19 protein-coding genes, 1 pseudogene and 1 riboswitch are annotated in these 19,647 nt (G+C 69.9%); of the genes and pseudogenes, 13 read left to right on the top strand and 7 right to left on the bottom strand.

The features are described from left to right. The first annotated feature begins 83 nt into the window (after positions 1–83). A riboswitch (cyclic di-AMP (ydaO/yuaA leader) is annotated at positions 84–267 on the top strand. A gap of 5 nt (positions 268–272) precedes the next feature. Continuing rightward, positions 273–812 (top strand): annotated as a pseudogene (locus AC1DWC_RS09375) (transglycosylase family protein); the annotation flags it as partial. Positions 813–864: 52 nt separating this feature from the next. Here the strand turns inward: AC1DWC_RS09375 and AC1DWC_RS09370 are convergent. After that, a complete protein-coding gene (locus AC1DWC_RS09370; protein ID WP_477837089.1) occupies positions 865–1,059 on the bottom strand; it encodes a hypothetical protein in 195 nt (64 codons plus the stop codon). Positions 1,060–1,119: 60 nt separating this feature from the next. On the opposite strand from AC1DWC_RS09370, the gene AC1DWC_RS09365 reads away from it, so the two are divergent. From AC1DWC_RS09365 to AC1DWC_RS09345, 5 genes are all read left to right on the top strand, one after another. Then, on the top strand, positions 1,120–3,411 hold the full coding sequence (locus tag AC1DWC_RS09365; protein WP_477907428.1) for a helicase-associated domain-containing protein: 2,292 nt from the start codon (positions 1,120–1,122) through the stop codon (positions 3,409–3,411). A gap of 109 nt (positions 3,412–3,520) precedes the next feature. Further along, positions 3,521–3,646 carry a hypothetical protein gene (locus tag AC1DWC_RS09360; protein WP_477837093.1) on the top strand — a complete coding sequence of 42 codons (126 nt, stop codon included), beginning with the start codon at positions 3,521–3,523 and terminating at the stop codon, positions 3,644–3,646. A gap of 4 nt (positions 3,647–3,650) precedes the next feature. Further along, positions 3,651–3,965: a hypothetical protein gene (locus AC1DWC_RS09355; RefSeq protein WP_477907426.1), complete on the top strand. Its 315-nt coding sequence runs from the start codon at positions 3,651–3,653 to the stop codon at positions 3,963–3,965. Positions 3,966–4,112: 147 nt separating this feature from the next. Then, complete coding sequence (locus AC1DWC_RS09350) at positions 4,113–5,771, top strand: DNA repair helicase XPB (RefSeq protein WP_477837095.1); 1,659 nt, start codon at positions 4,113–4,115, stop codon at positions 5,769–5,771. A gap of 10 nt (positions 5,772–5,781) precedes the next feature. Then, positions 5,782–6,453 carry a DUF3239 domain-containing protein gene (locus tag AC1DWC_RS09345; protein WP_477907423.1) on the top strand — a complete coding sequence of 224 codons (672 nt, stop codon included), beginning with the start codon at positions 5,782–5,784 and terminating at the stop codon, positions 6,451–6,453. Here AC1DWC_RS09345 and AC1DWC_RS09340 read toward each other — a convergent pair. Beyond that, a complete protein-coding gene (locus AC1DWC_RS09340; RefSeq protein WP_477907421.1) occupies positions 6,450–7,436 on the bottom strand; it encodes an LLM class F420-dependent oxidoreductase in 987 nt (328 codons plus the stop codon). The genes AC1DWC_RS09345 and AC1DWC_RS09340 overlap by 4 nt on opposite strands. Before the next feature lie 119 nt (positions 7,437–7,555). On the opposite strand from AC1DWC_RS09340, the gene AC1DWC_RS09335 reads away from it, so the two are divergent. Together AC1DWC_RS09335 and AC1DWC_RS09330 are read left to right on the top strand one after the other, a co-directional pair. Then, positions 7,556–8,635 (top strand): alpha/beta hydrolase, encoded by a 1,080-nt coding sequence (locus AC1DWC_RS09335; protein ID WP_477907418.1) that lies wholly within the window; start codon positions 7,556–7,558, stop codon positions 8,633–8,635. Positions 8,636–8,645: 10 nt separating this feature from the next. After that, on the top strand, positions 8,646–9,611 hold the full coding sequence (locus tag AC1DWC_RS09330; RefSeq protein ID WP_477907416.1) for a sigma-70 family RNA polymerase sigma factor: 966 nt from the start codon (positions 8,646–8,648) through the stop codon (positions 9,609–9,611). Here AC1DWC_RS09330 and AC1DWC_RS09325 read toward each other — a convergent pair. Then, positions 9,532–10,140: a carboxymuconolactone decarboxylase family protein gene (locus AC1DWC_RS09325; protein WP_477907414.1), complete on the bottom strand. Its 609-nt coding sequence runs from the start codon at positions 10,138–10,140 to the stop codon at positions 9,532–9,534. The genes AC1DWC_RS09330 and AC1DWC_RS09325 overlap by 80 nt on opposite strands. Positions 10,141–10,264: 124 nt before the next feature. Between AC1DWC_RS09325 and AC1DWC_RS09320 the strand changes: the two genes are divergently transcribed. Both AC1DWC_RS09320 and AC1DWC_RS09315 read left to right on the top strand, forming a co-directional pair. Beyond that, complete coding sequence (locus AC1DWC_RS09320) at positions 10,265–11,449, top strand: pyridoxal phosphate-dependent aminotransferase (protein ID WP_477907412.1); 1,185 nt, start codon at positions 10,265–10,267, stop codon at positions 11,447–11,449. Between the two features lie 7 nt (positions 11,450–11,456). Continuing rightward, complete coding sequence (locus tag AC1DWC_RS09315) at positions 11,457–12,479, top strand: AraC family transcriptional regulator (protein ID WP_477907410.1); 1,023 nt, start codon at positions 11,457–11,459, stop codon at positions 12,477–12,479. 9 nt (positions 12,480–12,488) lie between these two features. Here the strand turns inward: AC1DWC_RS09315 and AC1DWC_RS09310 are convergent, their stop codons facing one another. Further along, the gene (locus AC1DWC_RS09310; protein WP_477907408.1) at positions 12,489–12,914 is read right to left on the bottom strand and encodes a VOC family protein; all 426 of its coding nucleotides are present in this window, start codon (positions 12,912–12,914) and stop codon (positions 12,489–12,491) included. A 112-nt stretch (positions 12,915–13,026) separates the two neighbouring features. Between AC1DWC_RS09310 and AC1DWC_RS09305 the strand changes: the two genes are divergently transcribed. Next, a complete protein-coding gene (locus AC1DWC_RS09305; RefSeq protein ID WP_477907406.1) occupies positions 13,027–14,523 on the top strand; it encodes a glycoside hydrolase family 5 protein in 1,497 nt (498 codons plus the stop codon). 46 nt (positions 14,524–14,569) lie between these two features. Beyond that, positions 14,570–15,205 carry an alpha-ketoglutarate-dependent dioxygenase AlkB gene (locus AC1DWC_RS09300; RefSeq protein WP_477907404.1) on the top strand — a complete coding sequence of 212 codons (636 nt, stop codon included), beginning with the start codon at positions 14,570–14,572 and terminating at the stop codon, positions 15,203–15,205. On the opposite strand, the gene AC1DWC_RS09295 is transcribed toward AC1DWC_RS09300, so the two are convergent. Continuing rightward, on the bottom strand, positions 15,171–16,271 hold the full coding sequence (locus AC1DWC_RS09295) for a 3-deoxy-7-phosphoheptulonate synthase (RefSeq protein WP_477907402.1): 1,101 nt from the start codon (positions 16,269–16,271) through the stop codon (positions 15,171–15,173). The two genes, AC1DWC_RS09300 and AC1DWC_RS09295, sit on opposite strands and share 35 nt — an antisense overlap. 301 nt (positions 16,272–16,572) lie before the next feature. On the opposite strand from AC1DWC_RS09295, the gene AC1DWC_RS09290 reads away from it, so the two are divergent. Next, positions 16,573–16,995 (top strand): TetR family transcriptional regulator C-terminal domain-containing protein, encoded by a 423-nt coding sequence (locus tag AC1DWC_RS09290; protein WP_477907400.1) that lies wholly within the window; start codon positions 16,573–16,575, stop codon positions 16,993–16,995. A gap of 524 nt (positions 16,996–17,519) precedes the next feature. Here AC1DWC_RS09290 and AC1DWC_RS09285 read toward each other — a convergent pair. Beyond that, entirely contained in the window at positions 17,520–17,819 is a 300-nt protein-coding gene (locus AC1DWC_RS09285) for a hypothetical protein (protein ID WP_477837119.1), read from the bottom strand. Positions 17,820–18,570: 751 nt separating this feature from the next. Then, positions 18,571–19,518: a DUF1254 domain-containing protein gene (locus AC1DWC_RS09280; protein WP_477907398.1), complete on the bottom strand. Its 948-nt coding sequence runs from the start codon at positions 19,516–19,518 to the stop codon at positions 18,571–18,573. Positions 19,519–19,647 lie beyond the last annotated feature (129 nt).

Genomic DNA, 19,647 nt, shown 5'->3' with positions numbered 1-19,647 from the left:
ACAGTCCCGATCCACGTACGGTCATCAGCGGCCGGAAGTTCGGCCAGATCCGGTCCGCCGCGCCAAACCTTGTCCCGCGGACCAGATTCCAACGGATTACCCAGGGACAAGGACGGGGGACCCAATGTCCCCAGTGGACACCGGAGGATGCGAAAGCGACCTCCTTGGGGTGAAGCCAGACCCGCACCAATCCAGGAGCGGCGAGGCCGGGCGACCTCTCAGCCCGAACCCGACAGCTGACCTCGCAGGCGCGTGTGGAGAGGAATGCTTCAATGAGTGCTGGACGCCATCGCAAACCGACTACCACCCGCCGCACTGCCGCCAAGGTCGTCGTGACCGGCGCAGTCCTCGGAGCGGCGAGCGCGGCCTTCGCGGCCCCCGCCAGTGCAGCGCCCGATTCCGACTGGGACCGTCTCGCGCAGTGCGAGGCCGGCGGTAACTGGGGAATCAACACCGGCAACGGCTACCAGGGCGGACTCCAGTTCTCGCCCAGCACCTGGACCGCACACGGCGGCGGCGAGTACGCCGCGACCGCGAACCAGGCCACCCGTGAAGAGCAGATCGCGGTCGCCGAGAAGGTGCTCGCGAACCAGGGCTGGGGCGCATGGCCGTCCTGCTCCTCGAGCCTCGGCCTGACCAGCGGCTCCACCCCGCGCAGCACGCCGGCCCCCGCGCAGGCGGCCCCCGCGGCCGAGGTCCTGCCGTCCGTCACCAGCGTCCCGACCACCGAGGGCACCGCCGACGTCTTCGAGTCGCTCGACAGCATCCTCAGCGCGGTCAAGGCCAGCGGCGTCGTCCTCGACCCGCAGGTCGAGTCCGCCCCACACCTCACGGTGTGGGGCCCTTCTTCGTTCGGCGCGGTCGTCAGCGGTTCACGACGGTGTGCGGATGGGTGTACGGCAGCTCCGAGACGGGGAGCGGGAACTCGATCTCCTCCCCGAAGGGGGAAAGCCCCCCGGAACGCGACGACGAAAGCTCCGTCACGGCGTAGTCGCCGTCCTGGATCTCCGCCGACGGCCAGCCTGGATCAACGTATCGCTTGCTCGATTTGTTAGCCACGGGGTCATTTTGGCAGGAGGTCGCGTCGCCGTACAGCCCAGGTATCTAATCTGATACGCGATGACCGACACCGAAGGCGTTGACCCGGCCGCCGAAACCGAGAGCCTGGCCGCCTGGCTGACCGCGAGAACCGACGCCGAGCTGGCCGAGTTGCTGCGTCTGCGTCCCGACCTCGCGGTCCCGCCGCCCGCCCACCTCGCGGTGCTCGCCGCCCGCGCCGAGCAGCGGGCGTCGGTGCTGCGCGCCGCCGACGAGCTGACCGTGCTCGAGCTCACCGTGATCGGGATCCTCTCGCAGGAGGGGGGCCGTGAGCGCGGCGTGCCCCGGGCGGCGCTCACCGCGGCAGTCGCGGGCCGGGCGCCGGTGCGCTCCGTCGACAAGGCGCTGAAGGCGCTCCGCGATCGAGCCCTGGTGTGGGGGTCGAAGGTGCTTCGGGTGACTCCCGCCGCGCAGGACGCCGTCACCTGGCGGGTCGACGCCCCACGGGACGCGCTGACGGCCACGGAGATCGAGTCCGCCCTCGCCGAACTCGGCGACACCGAACGCCGGCTGCTGACCACGCTGGCCACCAGTTCGCCGATCGGCCGCACCCGCGACGCCGCGCCCGGCACCGACCCGGAGCGGCCCGTGCAGCGGCTGCTGGCCCGGCGCCTGCTGAACTGGATCGACGAGCAGACCGTGGAGCTGCCGTACCAGGTGGGCCAGGCCCTGCGCGGGGAAACGGTCAGCGACCCCGCCGCACTGACCCCGCCGCCGATCCGGGCGACCAAGTTGAAGGTCGCCGACGTCAACGCCGCCGCGGGCGGTGAGGTGCTCGAACTGGTCCGGCACTGCGAGGACCTGATCGCCGCCCTCGGCGCACAGCCGGCCGCGACCCTCAAGGCGGGCGGGCTGGGGGTCCGGGAGACCAAGCGGCTGGCGAAGGCCGTCGGCGTCGACGAGGCCCGGCTGGGCCTGCTCGCCGAGGTCCTCGCCGCGGCCGACCTGATCGGCCGCGGGACACCGGACCCGCTGCCCGCCGCCGACACCGGCGACGACTACTGGGCGCCGACGGTGGCGGTGGACTCGTGGCAGACCACCACGCCCGCACAGCGCTGGCACGTACTCGCGCAGGCCTGGCTCGACCTGCCGCGGCGGCCGTGGGTGGTCGGCATGCGCGACGAGCACGGCAAGCCGATCGCGGCCCTGTCGGAGGAGGTGCGCGCCACCGGCGCCCCCAGAGACCGCCGGTTCGTGCTGGGGCTGCTCGCCGAGCTGGGCACCGGGCAGGGCGCGACCGCGTCCGAGGTGGCCGCCACGGTGGCCTGGCGCCGGCCACGGTGGTCGGCCCGCTTCGGCGCCGACGCGGTCCGGCACACCCTGGCCGAGGCCGCGACCCTCGGGCTGGTCGGCCGCGGCGCCCTCAGCTCCCCCGGCCGCAGCCTGCTGCACGACGCCCCCGCCGAGTCCGCCGTCGCCGAGATGGCCGCGAGCCTGCCCGCGCCGATCGACTACGTCCTGCTGCAGGCGGACCTCACGGTTGTCGCACCCGGGCCACTGACCCCGGAACTGCAGGAACAGATCGCGCTCGTGGCGGACCTCGAGTCCGCCGGCACCGCCACCACCTACCGGATCGGCGAGTCCAGCGTGCGCCGCGCCCTCGACGCCGGCCTGAGCGCGTCCGAACTGCACACGCTCTTCGCCACCCGCTCCCGGACACCGGTCCCGCAGTCGCTGACCTACCTGATCGACGACGTGGCCCGGCGCCACGGCCGGCTCCGGGCGGGCGTGGCCGCGTCGTTCGTCCGATGCGAGGACCCTGCGCTGCTCGCGGAGGTACTGGCGTCACCGGTGGCCGAACCACTGGCCCTGCGGGCTCTCGCCCCCACCGTCGCGATCTCCCAGGCACCGCTGGCCGAGGTGCTCGACCAACTGCGCACCGCCGGTTTCGTGCCCGCGGGCGAGGACTCGTCCGGCGCCATCGTGGACCTCCGCCCGCGCGGGTCCCGGGTGATGCGGCGCCGGGCCCGGCCGGCGCCGCGGATGCCGGCCGTCCCCACCGCCGAGCAGCTCGAGACCCTGGTCCGCCAGCTCCGGGCCGGCCAGCGGGCCGCATCGGCGACCCGCGGCGACGGCGTCCGCTCGGACGGCAGCCGGGCCAGCGGCGCCGCCACCGTCGCGCTGCTGCAGCTGGCCGCGCGGGTGCACCGCAGCGTGTCGATCGGGTACGTGGACGCGCAGGGCGTGGCCACGGAGCGGATCGTGGACCCGGTCAGCGTCGGCGGCGGTCAGCTCGACGCCTTCGACCCGGCGGCAGGCGCAGTGCGCCGGTTCACATTGCACCGGATCACCTCGGTGAACCTGGTCGACTGACCGGAATTCGCGGGGCCCCGAAAAGCTCCTGATCAGCGCGACTGGCTTTTCCTACGGAATGACGTATGGTCTCGGTCAAGTGATTGCCACTTCGTATTCAGGAGAGACAATGGCCGATCGAAACTCTGGTAAAACCCTGAAAAAGCCCGCCCAGTCCATCAAGGAAAAGCGGGCGGAAAAACGGGAAAAGTCAGTCGAGTCCACGGAGTTCATCCGGAAGCGGAAACGCAGCTGACTCGATGCCCCCGTATGCCGGCGCCCTCGATGCACTGTACGAACAGTTCTCGAACAGCGGCAACGCCACCGCCAGGATCTTCGTACTGGACGAGCAGGCCAAGCAGTCCGGCCTCCCGGTGCTACACCCGACAGGACACGGAAGGACCGTCACTGTGAAACGGACACTGCTCGCACTGGACCAGATCAAGGAAAGGCTGGAGAACGAACTCGACGCCACCACCGGAAACGGCGAACGCCAGTCCGGGTACCGCTCCGGAATTTCCGAGGCACTGGTCCAGGTGATGGACACGAGAAATTCACTCACCGCGAAACGCTAGAAATTCGCACGGGGAAAAACGGTTACAAAAGGAAGGGATTCGGCGTTTCCGCCGAACCCTTCCTTTTCTCGCGTGCGGCCTCGGCGGCGGCCGCCCACCCGGACAACGTGGACAATGGTGGGGCTACGACCGTCAAAAGGAGGACGCGTGACCGACGGACCCTTGATCGTCCAGTCCGACAAGACCCTGCTCCTGGAGGTCGACCACGAGCTGGCCGGCCAGGCCAGGCAGGCCATCGCCCCGTTCGCCGAACTCGAACGCGCCCCCGAGCACGTGCACACCTACCGGGTCACCCCGCTGGCGCTGTGGAACGCGCGCGCGGCCGGGCACGACGCCGAGCAGGTGGTCGACGCCCTCGTGACCTACTCGCGGTTCGCGGTCCCGCAGCCGCTGCTGGTCGACGTCGTCGACACCATGGCCCGCTACGGCCGGCTGCAGCTGGTGAAGAACCCCGCGCACGGGCTGACCCTGGTCAGCCTGGACCGCGCCGTGCTCACCGAGGTGATGCGGCACAAGAAGATCGCCCCGATGCTCGGCGCCATGGTCGACGAGGACACCGTCGTGGTGCACCCGTCCGAGCGCGGGCACCTCAAGCAGATGCTGCTCAAGATCGGCTGGCCGGCCGAGGACCTGGCCGGGTACGTGGACGGCGAGGCGCACCCGATCGACCTGGCCTTCGAGGAGGGCCACTGGCAGCTTCGCGACTACCAGGAGATGGCGGCCGAGTCGTTCTGGGCCGGCGGGTCCGGCGTGGTGGTGCTCCCCTGCGGCGCCGGCAAGACCATGGTCGGCGCGGCCGCGATGGCCAAGGCCAAGGCCACCACCCTGATCCTGGTGACCAACACCGTCGCCGGCCGGCAGTGGAAGCGGGAACTGATCGCCCGGACCTCCCTGACCGAGGACGAGATCGGCGAGTACTCGGGCGAGCGCAAGGAGATCCGGCCCGTCACCATCGCCACCTACCAGGTGATCACCCGCCGCACCAAGGGCGAGTACAAGCACCTGGAGCTGTTCGACTCCCGCGACTGGGGCCTGGTGATCTACGACGAGGTGCACCTGCTGCCCGCGCCGGTGTTCCGGATGACCGCGGACCTGCAGTCGAGACGTCGCCTCGGCCTGACCGCGACGCTGGTCCGCGAGGACGGCCGTGAGGGCGACGTGTTCTCCCTGATCGGTCCGAAGCGCTACGACGCGCCGTGGAAGGACATCGAGGCCCAGGGCTGGATCGCGCCGGCGGACTGCGTCGAGGTCCGGGTGACGATGACCGACGCGGAGCGGATGGCGTACGCGACTGCCGAGCCGGAGGAGCGCTACAAGCTCTGCTCGACGGCGCACACCAAGATCGCGGTGGTGAAGTCGATCCTGGCCAAGCACCCGGACTCCCCCACCCTGGTCATCGGCGCCTACATCGACCAACTCGACGAGCTCGGCGAGGCGTTGGACGCGCCGGTCATCAAGGGCTCGACCAAGACCAAGGAACGCGAGATCCTCTTCGACCAGTTCCGCAACGGCGAGATCCAGACGCTGGTGGTGAGCAAGGTCGCCAACTTCTCGATCGACCTGCCGGAGGCGTCGGTCGCGGTGCAGGTCTCGGGCACCTTCGGGTCGAGGCAGGAGGAGGCCCAGCGGCTCGGGCGCCTGCTGCGGCCCAAACACGACGGCGGCCAGGCGCACTTCTACTCGGTGGTGTCTCGGGACACACTCGACGCGGAGTACGCCGCGCACCGGCAGCGATTCCTCGCCGAGCAGGGCTACGCGTACCGGATCACCGACGCGGACGACCTGCTCGGACCGGCGATCGGGTAGGAATAGGTCCGTGCGCCGCTTCGAGTTCCCCGTCGACAATGCCCATGCCCGGTCCGTGAACGAGACGGTCGGCGACGTCCGCCGACTGAGGGTCTCGTCGATCGTCACCGCCGTCCTGTTCGTCGCGCTCGCGGTGTGGCTGTTCACCCTCGCGCACCCGTGGTCGTACATCCTCGGTGTGGTGCTGGTCCTGGTCGGGGCGACCTCGTTGTGGGTCGCGTTCTGGGCCCCGCGCAAGGTCGGGTCCATCGAGGACCTGTACGCCAAGGGCGCGCTGGTGCCGGCGGTGGTGGCCGAGACCCGGCCGCGCGGCGCCACCCTGCTCGCATTGATCGACGTCGCCAAGCCGACCGCGGACGGCCCGCACTACGTACTCGTCACCCGCAACGTGCAGTCCCTGCCCGGCCACACCCTCAACCACGTGGGCGAGCGGGTGCCGTCGATCTCGGTGCTCTCGGACCGCAACACCCGGGCCAAGGGCGACACCTGGCAGATGGTCAGCCCGATGCCGATCGCGTGGGGCACCCGGGACACGCGCGTGCTCCGACGCGCGGCGGATGCGATCGGCGGCGAGGAGTGGAAGCTGCTCGCCAAGAGCATCCCGCTCGCCGAGCAGGTGCGCCGGGCGGACAACCAGCAGCTGCCCGTCGCGACCGCGGACCTGCCCGACTACCTGCGTTAGGCGAGCGCTGGGATGACCTCGCGTTCGAACAGTTCGATCCCGGACGTGTCGTACGCCGCCTCCGGGAAGTAGCAGATGGCGTAGTCGAGCCCCTGCGCCCGCAGCGCGGTGAGGTTCTCGACGATCTGCTCGGGTGTCCCGACCGCGGGCATGCCGGTGAACGCGGCCATCGACGCCTCCGCCAGGTCCTCGCCCACGTAGCGAGCCATCCGGTCCTTCGTCTGCGCGAGCCGGTCGTCGACGTCGGCCTGCGTCGCACCGATCGCGACGTTGTAGTTGGCGGAGCGCACGATCGCGCCGAAGTCGGTGCCGACGGCCGCGCAGTGCTCACGCAGCACCGAGGACTTGTGCGTGAAGCCCTCCGGGGTGCCGTCGAAGTTGGTGTACTGCGCGTACTTCGCGGCGATCTTCAGCGTGACCTTCTCCCCGCCGCCGGCGATCCACAGCGGCGGTCCGCCCTCCTGCAGCGGCAGCGGCCGGCAGATCGCGCCGTCGACCTGGTAGTGCTTGCCGTCGAGGGTCGCGGCCCCGGTGCGCCACGCCTGCTGCAGGATCTGCACGCCCTCGTCGAGGCGGGCCAGCCGCTCACCCGCTCGCGGGAAGCCGTAGCCGTAGGCGCGCCACTCGTGCTCGTACCAGCCTGCGCCGATGCCCATCTCGATGCGACCTCCGGAGATGAGGTCCGCGGTCGCGGCGATCTTCGCGAGGTAGGCCGGGTTGCGGTAGCTCATCGCCGTGCACATCTGCCCGAGGCGGATCTGCGAGGTCACCGCGGCCAGCGCCGACATCAGCGACCACGCCTCGTGGGTGGCCTCCTCGGTGGGTGCGGGCACCGTGTGGAAGTGGTCGTACACCCACGCCGACTCCCACGGTCCCGCCTCCGCGCGCAGGGTCAGCCCCTTCATCACCTGCCAGTGGTCGGCGGGCTCGATGCCCACCAGGTCCAGCCGCCAGCCCTGAGGAACGAACATCCCGAATCGCATCGGTCGAGCCTACGACGGTCAGCATCGGGTCAGGCAGACAAACTCGCCCGGCGGCCCGGCAGGTGATGAAGGATGCTTGGCAGGACGACGAATCGGCCCTGTGGAAGAGGACCCACGACATGCAGCGCACGCTGATCGACACCGCCCTCGAGCGCGTCACCCGTGCCGTCGTCGTGGCCGCCGGCGCCCTCCCCCGACCCGTGCAGCGCCTGCTCGCCGGCCGGCCGGTCCGAGTCGACGGCAACGAACTCAACCTCGAGATCCAGCTGATGCTGCGCATGCTGACGCTGCTGCCCGGCTCCGACTACGCGGCACAACCGGTCGCGACATCGCGGGCGCAGGTCGACTCGGAGGCGCGGTTGGTGGCCGGCGCCCCGATCCCGATGGGGGAGGTCCGGGACCTCACCGTGCCGGGCCCGGCCGGCCCGATCCCGGTTCGGCTCTACCGGCCGACCGGCCTGACGCCGCCGGCCCCGGCGGTGGTCTACCTCCACGGCGGCGGATACGCCCTGGGCAGCCTGGACAGTCACGACAACGTCTGCCGCTTCCTCGCCGCGCATGCCGAGGTGGCGGTGCTGGCCGTCGACTACCGGCTGGCACCCGAGCACCCGTACCCCGCGGCCGTCGAGGACGGGCTGGCCACCTTCCACCATGTCGCCCTGAACGCTGTCGAACTCGGCATCGACCCCCAACGCATCGCCGTCGCGGGGGACAGCGCCGGCGGCGGCCTCGCCGCGGTGCTCGCCCAGGTGACGGCGGCCGACGGCGGACCGCGGCCGGCGTTCCAGCTGCTGTTCTTCCCGTTGGTCGACATGTCGACCAAGCACCGGTCGTACCAGCTGTTCTCGGACGGCTACTTCCTCACCGAGGCACAGCAGGACTGGTCCACCGAGCAGTACCTGCCCGACCGCGGCGCCCGCACCGACCCGAGGGCGTCACCGCTGCTGGCCGACGACCTGGCCGGACTGCCGCCGGCGTACATCGCGGTCGCCGGCTTCGACGTGTTGCGCGACGAGGGGCAGGCGTATGCGGCGCGTCTGCGCGAGGCCGGCGTCACGACGACGCTGCGCACCCACCACGACCTGGTGCATTCCTTCATTCACATGACCGGCTACGGCCGCGCCGGCAGCGATGCGCTCCGCGAGGCCGTCGGCGCGCTGCGGGTCGGGCTCTCCGACCGGGGACGCGCGTCCTCGTAGACTCGACCGCATGGCCGTTACCGCGCTGGCCGAGACATTCGAGTCGCACCGCCAGCACCTGCTCGCCGTGGGCTACCGGATGACCGGCAGCGTCGCCGACGCCGAGGACGCCGTCCAGGAGGCCTGGCTGCGGCTGAGCGAGCGCGACGCCGACGACATCCGCGACCTGCGGGCCTGGCTGACGACGGTGGTCGGACGGATCTGCCTCGACCACCTGCGCAGCGCGGCCGTCCGCCGGGAAAGCTATGTGGGGCAGTGGCTTCCGGAGCCGATCGTGAGCCCGCTCGGGGGACACAGCCCACCGGACCCGTTGGACGCGGTGGTCCGGGACGAGGACACCCGGCTCGCGGCGATGATCGTGCTCGACACCCTCGGCCCGGACCAGCGAACCGCCTTCGTCCTGCACGACGGGTTCGGTGTGCCGTTCGACGAGATCGCCACACTGCTCGACACCTCCACCCCGGCGGCGCGTCAGCTCGCGTCCCGGGCGCGGCGGGCGGTCGCAGGAGTGGAGTCGCCGACGCCGGACCCCGAGCACGCCGAGGCGGTGGGCGCGTTGCTCGCGGCGATGGCCAGCGGCGACCTGCAGCAGGTGCTCGACGCCCTGCACCCGGACGCACTGGTGATCGGCGACGCGGGCGGCACCACCCGCACCGCCGTCAACGTGCTCCACGGCGCCGACCACTTCGCCCGGTTCTTCCTCGGCCTGGCCCAGCGCTACGGACCGCAGGCCCTCCTGGCGATCGAACCGGCCATGGTCAACGGCCAGCTCGGCTTCCTCTCGCACGGCTCGCCCGGCGACGAGACACACCCGGCCTTCCCCGGCCGCGTCGGCGGGTTCACCGTGCGCGAGGGCAAGGTCTGCGCGGTCTACGACATCGCGAACCCGGCCAAGCTCACGCGCGTCCGGATTCCCGGCTGGCACCGGCCTGATCCGCCGCCGCCCACGGAACCCGGCACGCGTCGCCGGAACTGAACCCCTGGTCCACGATGCCGAGCGCCGAGTACATCCGCGAGCGCTGGTTCTCCAGTGCGATCTGGTACGTCAGCTCCACCACACCGTCGCGGCCGAACCGGCGTTCGAGGTCCGCAACCTGCTCGTCGGTGACGGCGGTGGGCGTGGCGGTCATGGCGTCCGCGTAGGCGATCGCGGCCCGCTCGTCGTCGCTGTACCGCGACGAGTTCTCGTAGTCGCCGATCTGCTGGAGGCGCTCGACGTCCAGGCCTTCCAGACGGGTGAGCATGGTCCCGAAGTCCACGCACCAGGAGCAGCCGACCGTCCAGGCCACCCGGTAGACCGCGATCTCGCGGACGTTTGCCGGCAGCACGGTCGACGCCTTCTCCACGGCCATCTCGTGCCCGGCCGAGGCCAGGAACAGCTTGCGGTGGTGTGCGAGCACGGCGAACGGTTCGGGCACCGCGCCGAACCGGCGTCCGGCGATCCGGTATGCGAGCTTGACCAGCGGACCTGCCTCCTGCGGCGGAACCGGGGGAATTCGAGTCATGACACTCTCCTGTTCGCGGTATCGACGGCCCGTGTGCGGCCGTCTACTCCCTGGACGAGACAGCCCGGACAAATGTGACAGTAGGCGTTTCCCGGCCCGATGCACCCCCGCCTAAGCTGTGACAATGCCCGCAGCACGCCATTCGCAGACGGTCGCTCGCCTGCGGCCCTTCGCCTCGACGATCTTCGCGGAGATGACGGCGCTCGCCACCGCGACGGGCGCGATCAACCTCGGCCAGGGGTTCCCGGACACCGACGGTCCGCGGGCCATGCTGGACGTCGCCCGCGCCGCGATCGCCGACGGGCTGAACCAGTACCCGCCCGGCCCGGGGATGCCGGTGCTGCGTGAGGCCATCGCCGCGGACCAGGCCGCCCGGTACGGGATGTCCTACGACCCGGACACCGAGGTGCTGGTGACCGTCGGCGCCACCGAGGCGATCAGCGCCACCCTGCTCGGGCTGGTCGAACCGGGCCAGGAGGTGGTGCTGATCGAGCCGTACTACGACTCCTACGCCGCCGCCGTCGCGCTGGCCGGCGGGGTGCGCCGGACGGTTCCGCTGGTGCCGGACGGCGCGGGCTTCGCGCTGGACCTCGACGCGTTGCGTGCGGCGGTCGGGCCGAACACCGCGATGCTGGTGGTCAACACCCCGCACAACCCGACCGGCACCGTGCTCGGCGCCGCGGACCTGGCCGGGATCGCCGCGCTCGCCGTCGAGCGGGACCTGCTGGTGCTCAGCGACGAGGTCTACGAACACCTGGTGTTCGACGGCGCCGCCCACACCCCGCTGGCCTCGCTGCCGGGGATGGCCGAGCGCACCGTCACCGTGTCGAGCGCCGCGAAGACCTTCGCGGTGACGGGCTGGAAGACGGGCTGGGTGTGCGGGCCCGCGGAACTGGTGGACGCGGTCCGAACCGCCAAGCAGTTCCTCACCTTCGTCGCCGGTGGCCCGTTCCAGCCGGCCGTCGCGTACGCGTTGCGGCACGAGCAGGGGTGGGTCGCCGAGCAGCGAGATGCCTTGCAGCGCAAGCGGGACACCCTCAGCGACGCGTTGCGCACGGCGGGGTTCGGGGTGCACGCCAGCGGCGGCACCTACTTCGTGTGCGCGGACATCACCCCGTTCGGCACCACCGACGGTGCGGCCTTCTGCCGGGCGCTGCCGGAGCGGATCGGGGTGGCCGCGGTCCCGGTGAGCGCGTTCGCCGACGACAAGGCGGCGTGGGATCACGTGGTGCGCTTCGCGTTCTGCAAACGCGACGAGGTGCTGACGGAGGCCGCCGAGCGGCTCGCCTCGCTGGCGGGGCGGTGGTGACCGCACGATGAGTGCCCCCCGCACGGTGCCCGCCGACTTCGTTCGCCGGGCCGCCGAGATCGCGGCCGGCGGCGGCTTCGACCTGGGTTTCCCGCTGGACGCGGCGGGGGTGTCCGCGGCGGTGCTGCGCGACGCCACCGCCCGCATCACCCCGGACCAGTTGTCGCGGTTCACCCAGGCGGCGTGGCAGCTCACCGACGACGAACTGTTCGGCCTGGGCGCGGCGCCCGTGCCGCGGGGCACCTTCAAGCTGGTCAGTCTGGCCCTGATCCACACCCCCGACCTCGGCAGCGCCCTCGATCGGATCACCGACGTGACCCGCGCCCTGCCCGGCATGCCGCCGATGCGACTGGAGACCGGCGCGGCCACCACCCGACTGCTGGTGCAGGTCCCCGAGCGCGCGCGGGCCCTGCCGCCGGCCTCCGCACTCGCGGCCGACCGACTGCTCATCGACTTCGTGATGATGGTGCTGCACCGGTTCGCGGCCTGGTTGGTGGGCAGGCGAATGAAGCTTGTCTCGATGAAATTGCCTTATCCCACACCGGATCCGGCACTCGCAAAGAACTACGACGCCATCTTCGGGGTGCCCGTCGTCTTCGGCGCGGACGTCGCCGCGCTGGAGTTCGACAGCGCGCTGCTGCGGGCCCCCATCGTCCAGACGGAGGAGACGCTGCTCGCCTACCTCCGCGAGTCCCCGAACCTGATCTTCTCCGAGCGCGACTACGACAGCTCCGCGGCGACGCAGGTGCGCAAGGTTCTAGAGGCCGGGGTCCGGGGACGCACCTCGACCGCCGACGACATCGCGGAGATGCTCTCGATCAGCGTCCCGCACCTGCGAAGGCTGCTCCGGCAGGAGGGCACGTCGCTCAACCAGCTGCGCGAGGAGGTCCTGCGCGACGCCGCGATCTCCGGCCTCGGCCGCGGCGAGTCCGTCGACGAGCTGTCCGCCCGGCTCGGGTTCTCCGAGCCCAGCGCCTTCCGCCGGGCGTTCAAGCGCTGGACCGGCGAGACCCCCGGCGCCTACCGGTAGGGCCCGGGCTCAGCACAGGCAGAACTCGTTGCCCTCCGGGTCCGCCATGGTGATCCACCGGTACGGCCCCTGCTGCCCGCGGTGCAGCTCCGTCGCCCCGGCCGCGACGAGCCGGTCCGCGACGGCCTGCCTGTCGTCGCCGACCCGCAGGTCCAGGTGCATCCGGTTCTTCACCGTCTTCGGTTCCGGCACCGTCTGGAACAGCACCCGTGGCCGCTCCGGGTGTGCGGGGTCCGAGATCGCCGCCCCGGCCTTCCACACCAGCACCCCCTCGAACAGGGTGGTGTCCTGCTCGCTGGCCTGGCCGGCGGCGACCAGCCCGCGGATGAAGTCCTCGTCGCTCGGCTCCACCTCCCAGCCGAGCGCCGCGGCCCACCACTTGGCCAGCGTGTGCGGATCGTTCGAATCGACAGTCACCTGAAATTCGTATCCCATGTCCGGACGGTACAACCGGCCACCGACAGGTGCGGACGACTCAGCCGCGCAAGCAGATCCACCGAATGCCAGACGGATCTCGCCCTACACGGCATCCTGGACAAACGTTCAAATGAGAGGCCGTGTCTTGCGCAAGCTCCTTCTACTGATCCCGTTGGTCGCACTGGCCCTGCAGGTCGCGCCGACCGCGACCGCGGCACCGGCCACCGAGCCGGCGGCGACCGCGGACGGCTGGACCCTGCCGCGGCTCACGGTCAACGATCGCGCGATCACGGACGTGACGGGCCGGACGGTGCTGCTGCGCGGCGCAAACATCAACCAGCTCAACGACTATGCGCAGAACGACCCGGCGATCCCGGCGACGGCGCCGCTCTACCGCAGCGACTTCACCCGGATGGCGACGCTCGGCTTCAACGTCGTCCGGCTCACCGTCGCGTGGTCGGCGCTCGAGCCCACCCCGGGCGCCCTCGACCAGGGCTACGTGGCCCGGATCCGCGAGGCCGTCCAGGACGCGAAGGACCACGGCATCTACACGGTGCTGGACATGCATCAGGACGCCTGGGGCAAGGCCGTCGGCACCCCCGCGGGCGAGACCTGCCCGGAGCCGATGCGCGCGGGTGTCGGCTGGGACGGCGCCCCCGCCTGGGCCACCCTGACCAACGGCTGGACCACCTGCAACATCGCCGGCGTCCGGGAAACCGCGCCGGCGGTCGCCGCCGCGTTCCAGAACTTCTACGACGACGTCCAGGGCATCCAGGGGCACCTCGTCGACACCTGGGCGCGACTGGCCGCCGAGTTCAAGGACGAACCCGCGGTCGCCGGCTACGACCTGCTCAACGAGCCCAACCCGGGCCTGCGCGACCCGATCACCGCCGCCGATCAGATCGGCCGCTTCTACCAGCGGACCGTCAATGCGATCCGCGGCGCCGAGCAGGGCGGCTTCCCGCACCTGGTGTTCTTCGAGCCGAGCGCGGTGTGGTCGGCCTTCGGTGTCGACGCCCTGCCGCCGCGTCACTACCTGGCCGACCCGCTGGTGGTGTTCTCGCCGCACCTCTACGCCGGGTCGATCACCGTCAGCAGCGACCTCCCGTCCCTCGAGGAGGGCTTCGACCTGGCGAAGCGTGCGGCCGCGGTCTACGACGCGCCGCTGTGGACCGGCGAATGGGCGTGGTTCGGCGAACCCGAGGACGACGCCGACCAGGTCGAGCGGTTCATGGACGCGATGGACGCCCACAAGATGGGCGGCGCCTGGTGGTCGTGGTCCCAGGCGTGCGGCGATCCGCACGCCGTCCGGGACGGCCACACCGACGAGCCGATGGGCAACCTCAACCGCATCGACTGCCCGTCCGGCGAGCAGCTGGGCCTGGTCGAGGGCTTCGCCAGGCCGCTCTCCCGGGCCTACCCGCGCGCTGCCCCGGGAGCGCTGACCGAGGTCACCGCGGCCGGCTTCACGGGCACGGGATCCGGACGCCTGGAGGCGTGGTACCCCGGCGCCGACCGGCCGGCGCTGGACACCGCCAACGTCTCGGACCCGGTCCTGACGCAGGTGGACGGCGGCTGGGGTCTGACCGCGCGCACCGACGGCACCTACTCGGTGACCGCCCGCTGAACCGACCCATGGGAACACCTGTTCGTACAGGAGTAGGCTCACCCTCGTGGACATCGCGGTGCAGGCGTCGCTGTTCGACGACCCGACCGGGGGCGCGCGGCTCGGGCCGCTCGACGGCTCGGTGCGCAGGCGCACCCTGACCGCGGGCGCCTGGGTGGACGTGCGCCCCGGCTGGATGTCCGGGTCGGATCGGCTGTTCGCCGACCTGGCGGAGCGCACGGTGCCGTGGCGGGCCGAGAGCCGGCGGATGTACGACCGCGTCGTCGCGGTCCCCCGCCTGGTTGCCTTCTACGACGCCGGCGCCGCGCTGCCGGACCCGCTGCTCGCCGACGCGATGGCGGCGCTGAGCGGGTACTACCTGCCCGAGCTTGGCGAACCGTTCGTCTCCGCCGGGCTCTGCTACTACCGGGACGGCGCCGACAGCGTCGCCTGGCACGGCGACACCATCGGCCGCAGCGCCACCGAGGACACCATGGTGGCGATCCTCTCGCTCGGCGCCGCCCGGACCCTCGCGCTACGCCCGCGCGGGGGCGGCGACTCCGTGCGGTTCTCGCTGGGCCACGGCGACCTGCTGGTGATGGGCGGGTCCTGCCAGCGCTCCTGGGAACACTGCGTCCCCAAGAGCTCCCGCCCCACCGGCCCCCGGGTCAGCGTGCAGTTCCGGACCCGCGGCGTGCGGTGACCACCGCGTCGGCGAGCCGGTCGAGCTGGTCGGCGGTGGTGTCCCAGTCCAGGCACGCGTCGGTGATGGACTGCCCGTAGGTGAGCTCGTCCGCCTTGCCGAGGGTCAGGTCCTGACGGCCGGCCTCGATGAAGCTCTCCAGCATGATGCCGACGACACCCTTCTCGCCGCCCGCGATCCGGGCCGCGATGTCGGTCACCACGTCGACCTGACGCTCGTGGTTCTTCTGGCTGTTGCCGTGGCTGGCGTCGATGACGATGCGCTCCGGCAGGCCCGACTTCGCAAGGCGCGCAAGGGTGTCCGCAACCGACTCCCGGTCGTAGTTCGGACCGGCGGCGCTGCCGCGCAGGATGACGTGGCAGTCCGGGTTGCCCGCGGTCCGGATCAGCGCGGAGCGGCCGCTGAGGTCGGTTCCGGGGAAGACGTGGCTGGCGCCGGCGGCGCGGGTGCCGTCGACCGCGACCTGCACGTCGCCCTCGGTGGAGTTCTTGATGCCGACCGGCATGGACAGCGCGCTGCACAGCTGCCGGTGCACCTGGCTGGCCGCCGTGCGGGCGCCGATCGAACCGTAGCTGACCAGGTCCGCGATGTACTGCGGGGTGATCGGGTCCAGGAACTCGCAGCCCACCGGCAGGCCCAGCGCCGAGATGTCGAGCAGCAGTTTGCGTCCCACCCGCAGGCCGGTGTTGACGTCGAAGCTGCCGTCCAGGTGCGGGTCGTTGATCAGACCCTTCCAGCCCAGCGTGGTGCGCGGCTTCTCGAAGTAGACGCGCATGACCACGTGCAGCGCGTCGCCGTGCTCCTGCGCCTTCTGCGCGAGCCGGCGGGCGTAGTCCATCGCGGCCTCGGTGTCGTGCACCGAGCACGGGCCGACGACGACGAGCAGGCGGTCGTCGCTGCCGTCGAGGATCCCGACCGTCGCGGCGCGGCCGTCACGCACGGTGTCCGACACCGCGGCGTCGACCGGGTGCTCGGCGCGCACCTCTGACGGCGGCGCCAGGGGGCTGATGGAGATCGTCCGCTGGTCGTCGAGATCGCGGACGTCGGATTCGATGGTGATCGTCATGTGAGTGTCCTGTTCGGTGAGGACCGACCCACTGAGGATGCGTGCACACTCGCGAGCCGGTGAGGTCCGGCTCGGGGTGGAAGAAGTCAGCGCAGGTCTACGCTGACCGGCCCACCCGGGGCCGGCCTGCTAAACCAGAAATATGCGCGCTGCATGGCCGCCACTGTAGCAGCGCCCCCGGACCGCGGCTGTGAACGGTCACCGTTGTTGGCAATTTGCCAGGTAGTTGACACGGTCGTCATCGCAGTTGGCAATCTGCCAGATAGTTGGCATAGCCCCATCAACGTTGCCGGCCTCGAAGGTGACCGAACGATCCGAGGACATGCTCGCTGAAGCGTTGCTGCTTGCCAGGGCGCAGCAACAGCGTCGCATCGAATTGCTGGGAACCATCGCGGAACCGCGACAACGGGTGAAGCAACTATGGAGAGAGGCGCTACCGCTCAGCGAGGAGTCTCGCCTCGAGGCCGAGGTGTGGCTGGCAGCGCAGGTCGCGATCAAGACTTCGATGGTTGCCGAGGTCCTGGCCACGATCGACGCTGAACTCGATCACCTATGCCAGTGGACCGCCACAGTCCTCGCCCCAGCTTCAGAACCAGCCGCGACCGGCGCGGAAATCCGCGCGTTCACAGATGGGCTGACGATGAACGCGGTACTTCGACCACATGTATTCGACTTCGATCGAGTATCTATATTGTTCGATTCGTACCTCGCACGCCTGGAGTAGGCCGGTGCTCGAGGCACGCGCCGGAGTTCTCCTCGACGCAACAGGATCCGACACGACGCCACCTGACTACACGAAAACACCGCCACATATCGCCGCGAGTCACGGGATAGTTATGCGCTGCTTCGGGTTGTCTCTCATTCGGTGGTATTCCGTCACGTGTTCGGCACGGAGCTGCGGTCAGTCTGCCGGTGACCCCTCGACGCTGCGTTCAGGCGCCGCGTATATGCGGATCGACAGCGCGTGAAAGACGACAGGGAACGGGTGGCCGGAACAGATCGACGGTGGCCGGACGGCGGTGGGGCTGCGCAGGGGCGGGTGATCCCGCTCAGCCATGCCACCGCGATGAAATCCGCGCGCGCAGAACTCGCCACCCGCGCGCGCACCATCGAGAACCTTCATGGGGCACTTCATCCCTGAAATACTCTGCACTAGAGAGGTTTCGGCGACAGTTCATGGCTCGATACGTGTCTGCTGCCGAGCAGCCTCCGTGTGGACACGAGATTCAGCCCCGACCGGTCTACCGGTTACCGATGCTTGGCGAGGAATGGGCGGTGCACGACAACATCGTCAGCTGGCGCGAAGGTGATGGCGTCGATGCCCGGTTCGGCGAAGGTGACGCGGACTTCCGGATTGTGGGGTTCCCGGTCTTGCCGACGCTCAACAGTTGTTTCGACCAGGTAGCTGCGGCGATATGTCCGCCCGGATTGTTCGCTGGTGTCCACCTCGACGAGGATCGGCCCTTCGCTGGCGAAATCTGGCAGGTCCGCCGCTTTGATAGAGACAGTCAGGATGCTGGTTGGCGCTTGTTGGGTAGCAGAAGACATGGCGGCCGTCGTTCCTTCACTCGGGTCTGACGCGCATCACTATCGGTGGCTTCCCGCTGATTCTACGCGTGGATGGTGCGGACCGATCTGGACTCCTCGTCGCGTGTAAGGGCACGCTGGCGCCTTACCCGAATTTGGGAGAAGGTGGCCGGCCGTCGCGCCCGTCGGAGTCGCATCGTTGCGATCCGTGAACAAAGCAGAGCTCATTGACATCTTGACCGAACCTCTCCCTCGTCAACCGAAGTGGGGGCAGTCCCATTGGGTTGTTCGGTATCCGTGCCAGCACACCTGTGATGTGGAGTTGCCGGCCGACGCTGAACATAGTTCGGCCAACGAACGGCCGCGAACAAATGCCAACTTCGATGACCACGATCACGCCCTTTCGTCGCCACGCTAGTTGTCACACCGCAGGTCATAGCCCCGGGAAATGACAACTACGATGACGATTCACAACCGCTGTGAATCGCCACCCTAGTTGGCCATTCGTCACCCTAGTTGGCCACTTCGTCAACATTGTTGGCCATTGGTCAAGATAGTTGGCCACGGGCCAGTGCCGGATCGCACGGTGATGCGAGTGACTGTTGTCGCTGTGCGATGCAGAATCGGCCCCTGCTGACCTGGCCTGGCGACCCACTCGATGCTCGACCGGCTTCGCTTGTGTACCAACGGGTTCGGAAGGGTGGGGCCGGTGGTCGATGCTGCGGTCGCGCGCTGCGCGAGCGCTGCAGTGGAGCGGCTGGCGGTGCAGCTGTCAGCCAGCTGGAGTGATCGGTGTCGACCGAACCTGTTCGATGAATTGACGAGTTTCCTCGACGTCGCGCGGACGGTAGACACGCATGCCGTAGTAGAACTTCTGCCCCTCGGTCGCGCGGATGACGTTCGGCTTGTTCGCTACGCGGTCGTCGCCGAACCAGATGCTGATGGTGCCGTCGTCGTTGCGGACAAGTTCGCTGTCGGACAGGCCGGGTCGGTCGACGTCGAGCCAGCCCATCCCGTCGTACTTGATCACCGAGAAGTAACCGTTGTGCTCGTAGTCCAGCGGCGGAACATCGAAGGTCCACACATCGGCACCGGTGGATGTGGCCACCGCCTGGAAGTACTGGGCATCCTCGGGCGGCAGACCACCCCAGCCCAGGCGGGCGCCCAGCAGATGCTGGTAGGGGTCCGTACTGGCTGGGGTGCCGAAGCCCTTGGAGAAGTCCGCTTCGGCGGCATGGGTTTCCAGGTCGGCGCCGACCGACTTGCGGGTGTCCTCGTCGAACTCCCGGCCTCGGTACGGGTTGGTGGTAGCGGCGGTGATCCGGCGCGCGTCCTGCAACTCGTGGGCGCGGTCGAGCCCGCCGCCGGTCGCGGTGCGGCCCGCGACATACACGTGGGTGCCGGCGGACAGGTCGGTGTTGCGCACCGTCAAGGTCTCACCGGGGTAGATCACGCCGACGACGTAGTGGTTCTCGTCGATGATCTCCGCCACCTGGTATTCGTTGGACGGTGCGAGCGAGAAGGTGGCCTCCTCGGTCACGTCGACGACGGCGAAGGAGTAGATCAGGTCCACGTTCGACCGGATCACGACCTGGGTTTCGACGTTCACCGGCACCCTGGAGTGGAAGTATTCGTTGACCGGGGCCTTGGCGAGCTGCTCCCGGAAGTAGTGCGCGGTTTCAGCCTCTACGAAGTTGTCTCGGGTCACGATCTCGGCCACGGGGCGTCCCTTCTCGAATCAACAGGTCAACGGCGACGCCTCAACGCCCGACCGTCAACGGCGAGGCTAATCGCCCGTCGAACCGCTACCTTCGCCCATCGCGGGTGAATTCAGTGGCTGCGATATCCG

This window comes from Rhodococcus sp. P4_C10, from assembly GCF_056402135.1.
This window is presented reverse-complemented; position numbering and strand designations above follow the sequence as displayed.